Source organism: Paenibacillus pabuli NBRC 13638 (genome assembly GCF_001514495.1).
GTDB classification, from domain to species: Bacteria; Bacillota; Bacilli; order Paenibacillales; family Paenibacillaceae; genus Paenibacillus; species Paenibacillus pabuli.
The window spans coordinates 1-4,060 of record NZ_BCNM01000053.1 but is presented as its reverse complement, the minus strand read 5'-3'; the positions used below and the strand labels follow the sequence as shown (position 1 = coordinate 4,060).

The 4,060-nt window shown below is 39.0% G+C and carries 4 protein-coding genes; all 4 read left to right on the top strand.

What is annotated here, in order from left to right; all coding sequences use genetic code 11:
- Positions 1-1,156, top strand: a 1,156-nt coding sequence (locus PPA03S_RS31935; protein WP_245683788.1) for a thioesterase domain-containing protein, incomplete at its 5' end; no start/stop codon positions are given.
- On the top strand, positions 1,134-2,051 hold the full coding sequence (locus PPA03S_RS31930) for a GHMP family kinase ATP-binding protein (RefSeq protein ID WP_245683787.1): 918 nt from the start codon (positions 1,134-1,136) through the stop codon (positions 2,049-2,051). The genes PPA03S_RS31935 and PPA03S_RS31930, both read left to right, overlap by 23 nt.
- A 46-nt stretch (positions 2,052-2,097) precedes the next feature.
- Positions 2,098-3,360 (top strand): MFS transporter, encoded by a 1,263-nt coding sequence (locus PPA03S_RS31925; protein ID WP_062330049.1) that lies wholly within the window; start codon positions 2,098-2,100, stop codon positions 3,358-3,360.
- Positions 3,361-3,426: 66 nt separating this feature from the next.
- Positions 3,427-4,060: condensation domain-containing protein (locus PPA03S_RS31920; RefSeq protein ID WP_157284489.1), on the top strand; the 634-nt coding region annotated here is incomplete at its 3' end.

Genomic DNA, 4,060 nt, shown 5'->3' with positions numbered 1-4,060 from the left:
AAATGGAAAAATAGATCGGAAATCATTACCGGTGATCACGCACATTCAAATCAATGAATCTTACGTACCGCCTCGTGATCTACAGGAGTTGAAAATGACACAAATATGGGAAAGAGTTTTGAAAATCCACCCGATTAGTGTTACAAGTAACTTTTTCTCGATAGGTGGCCATTCATTAAAAGCTATTCAATTATTGCATGAAATTAACGAGGAATTTGGAACGGAGCTACTCCTTGCTACCCTATTGAAAGAGCCAACAATTGCTAGTATTTGTGTACAGTTGGGTAGGAATAAACAAGCCTTGTCTTCTTCCTGCCTTATTCAACTTCAAGAAGGTCATCATTCATCAAGTCCATTAATTTTAATTCATCCACAGGGGGGAGGAATTCTTCATTATTTCCATTTGGTCAATTCATTGGGAACATCTGAGTGTATCTATGGAATTCAAGCCCCTGGCTATGAATCGGATGAAGAGCCGTTAAGCAGTATAGAAGAAATGGCACAACTCTATGTTACGGAGGTCAAAAGAAGAATTCCTATTGGTCCATATAGACTTATCGGTTGGTCCTTCGGTGGAATGGTCGCTTATGAGATGACACGGATATTTGAAATGATGGGTGAGAAAGTCGATTTTGTCGGTTTGTTTGATGTGCAACCATTAGATCAATCTATGAATATTTATGATGAATTTACAGAGCAAGATGCGATTATGTATTTCGCCACTTTATTTGACTTAGATCCCCTTCAATTCGAAGAAGTGGATAGTGAGACCGCTCTGAATTTACTGCTGGATGAGGCAAGAAAACGTGAGGATTGGCCGGCAGGGATGAGCCCGAAAGAATTAAAACGAAAGATGAATGTTTTGGTGGCTGCCGGGCACGCAATGAGAAATTACAGATATGGCAACCCTATTAATTCAGATTTGCAGTTGTTTTATGTACAAAAGGTATCTAAACATCTTCATAAGCTGATTAATCCAAGTCAATGGAAGCACCGAACCAAAGGCAGATTAAGCACATTCCTTGTGCCCGGCGATCATAACACCATGGCTTTACCACCTCACGTAGACGAGTTGGCTCAGATCATCAAAACCTATTGGAATGAATACTCTTCAGAGAGTGGGAGGGAGTCTATTGATATCGGATCTTCAAAATAATGTAGTATCAAATGAAAACACAGGAATAGGCATGGCTTATGGTACTTTTGGAGAGTTATTACAAGGAATGATGGTGGAAAGTAACCTTGATTTTTTGGTTACTTTCCCTATCCAAAATTTCACCAAAGTCATATTTTGCCCGGATTCTACCCTACATGTAAGTGTCATTCCTGAGTTCAAACAAAAATCTGCTAGACTGGCAGCTGAAATCCTAAAAATATTTCAGTTGCCACCAGGCGGTACAATTTGCATTGAAAGTGATTTGCCAGTGGGAAAAGGATTAGCGAGCTCATCTGCAGATCTGGTTGCTACGGCAAGATCCATCGAATCATATTATGGAATAACGGTTCCCTTACAGTTGTTACAGAAGGTAATGAAAGAAATTGAACCTAGTGATGGAGTTATGTACCCAGAGGTCGTGGCATTCTATCATAGGGAGGTTGAATTATTTGAAAGATTAGGTGTTCTTCCAAGACTTACTGTTCTTGCCATAGACGAGGGTGGTGAGATCGATACGATCCAATATAATCGTAATAAAAAGGAATTCACGCTCGATGAGCGAACCCAATACACGAACTTAATGATGCAGTTAAAGTATGCTTTCTGCAATCAAGATGTGTATTCTATCGGTCAGGTAGCTACTAGAAGTGCCCTTTTAAATCAAGATCGATTAAAAAAACACACTATCTCACACTTACTTGAGCTTTCGGATAACTATAACGCGTTGGGCATTATCATAGCCCATAGTGGTACGTATATTGGTATCTTACTTTCAGATGATGAGATTGATTATGCAGAGAAATTAGAAGCGATCCACGTAGCTCTGAGGAAGGCTTATGGTGAGGTCAAGATATTTCATTCCGTTTCGACAAAAAGTAATGTGATGAACAATTAAGCATTCTTTAACCCCAAGTAGAGATGATCTGAATCAGGAGAGGACGATGAATTTGGGTACAATCAAGTTTTTGTTGCCCTTGAAAAACAAGCGATTTTCCTTATTGTTTTCAGGGCAATTGATGTCTGACTGCGGTAACTGGCTTGACTACATTGCCATATATACATTACTGGTGTATACATGGCAACTTGGTCCCGATGCGGTGGCAGCACAAGTTGTTGCCGCAGGTGTTCCTTGGATATTTCTCGGACCATTAATAAGTGTATGGGTAGACCGTCTACCTACTAAAATGACCCTTGTTGTATCAGATATACTTCGGGCAATCATCGTATTTTGTTTGTTTTTTACAAATTCACTTTGGTTATTGTTAATGCTCGTTTTTTTGAAGAACTCTATTGCCACAGCCTTTGAACCTGCAAGAATGAAAACAATTAAAAATATTATCCCTCATGAAGAACTTTCACAAGCGATTTCACTTAGTCAGACTTCCGTTTATTTAATGAAAATTATTGCTCCTATTGTTGGTGGGGTTATTGCTACTCATACTTCTTCGTCATTTATCTTTCTAATTGAAGGAGTTCTCTTTCTCATCTCTTCCATATTACTTTCCTTTATACCGAATGATTTGAATCGAGCGCAGCCTATCGAGAAACCTAAGTTTTGGAAAGAGTTAACGGGCGGAATCAAACATCTAAAAACGACGTCTACACTTTTAATGGCAGTGATTATGGTATCGGTTTCCTTATTCTTAATCTTTCTTTTTGAAGGCTTATTTGTATTGTGGGCCAAGGAACAAAACTTGTCAGAGCAGGCTTATGGCATGCTCATAAGTGCCATTGGATTTGGTAGTCTCGTGGGGGTACTAGGTGGTGGAAGTTGGGACAGGTGGAAAAATAATCCACTATCTAGTATAAGTAGTGCTGTTTTCATTTCTGGAATATTAGTTACTGTACTTGGATTAGGCGGCGTGTTGGGTCTTCAGCTTCCAACTCTTGTCTGGAGTGCCATGGCATTCTGTGCAGGTGTTTGTGCTGCATTTACGACCGTGCCTTTCGGATATATATTACAGACGGAGACTCCTACCCATTTGATTGGAAGGGTTACGGGAAGCTCTAATGCACTTCAAAATGTATCTACATTTTTGGCTCCGTTGCTGGGCGCATCTTTGGCCGCAGCATTCTCAACTAACTTTGTTTTTTTAGGAGCTGGAGTTGGTCTGGTACTTCTTGGAGGGATTGCGACCACAGTTATACTTACCAATAAATCTATCGATTCATCGAATATAGACCAGAAACAGGAAAGTTATTAAGAACGAAAAGTACACCTATTTAAAAATTCATCAAACTTGAGGGTGATTGAATTGAGAGGTACAAACATGGATACATCCAAAACTTCTTTGCTTGAAAATCAAGTCAATGTGTATGAGAACTTCCTGACTAGAACCAGACGGATCCCTTTAAAGAAAACGATGTTGGATGATTTAAAAGTGGCTTGCCAACAGGCAAAAGTAACAGAACATGATATTTTGAATCTAACGTTTTATTTGCTATTACATAAATACAACTTGAATAAAGAGGTTCCGATCTATTCTGTAACAGAAAGGGAGCTGGAGGCAGTGAGTATTCGTTATGCCGACAGTGATTCTTTTTATGACATCATAAGCGGGTTTTCAGACGGGAATGTATACAGACAGATTGTGAATTTCACTCAATTGAGTAACCACAACCATAATTATTTTATACTTCGAGAGGAAGAAATCAAGGAGCGAATTGAGTATTTTTTTGCACCAAATATCTCTTATGATATGGTAATGATTTATCAATTACAGGGTGAGGATTTAAGCTGTGCTCTCCTGTGTGACAAACAAACGAAGAATAGTTTGCTTTTTATCAACCAGATGTTATCACACTTTGAACTGTTGTTAGAAAACCTGATGGGCAACATACATATGCCTGTTGGGAGAATCGACATATTGGATAAGAAGGAACGCAATCAACAGTTGTATCATT

What these genes read in the sequence shown, in the direction of transcription:
- PPA03S_RS31925 (WP_062330049.1), top strand. Translation starts at nt 2,098, where the DNA reads ATGAATTTGGGTACAATCAAGTTTTTGTTGCCCTTGAAAAACAAGCGA.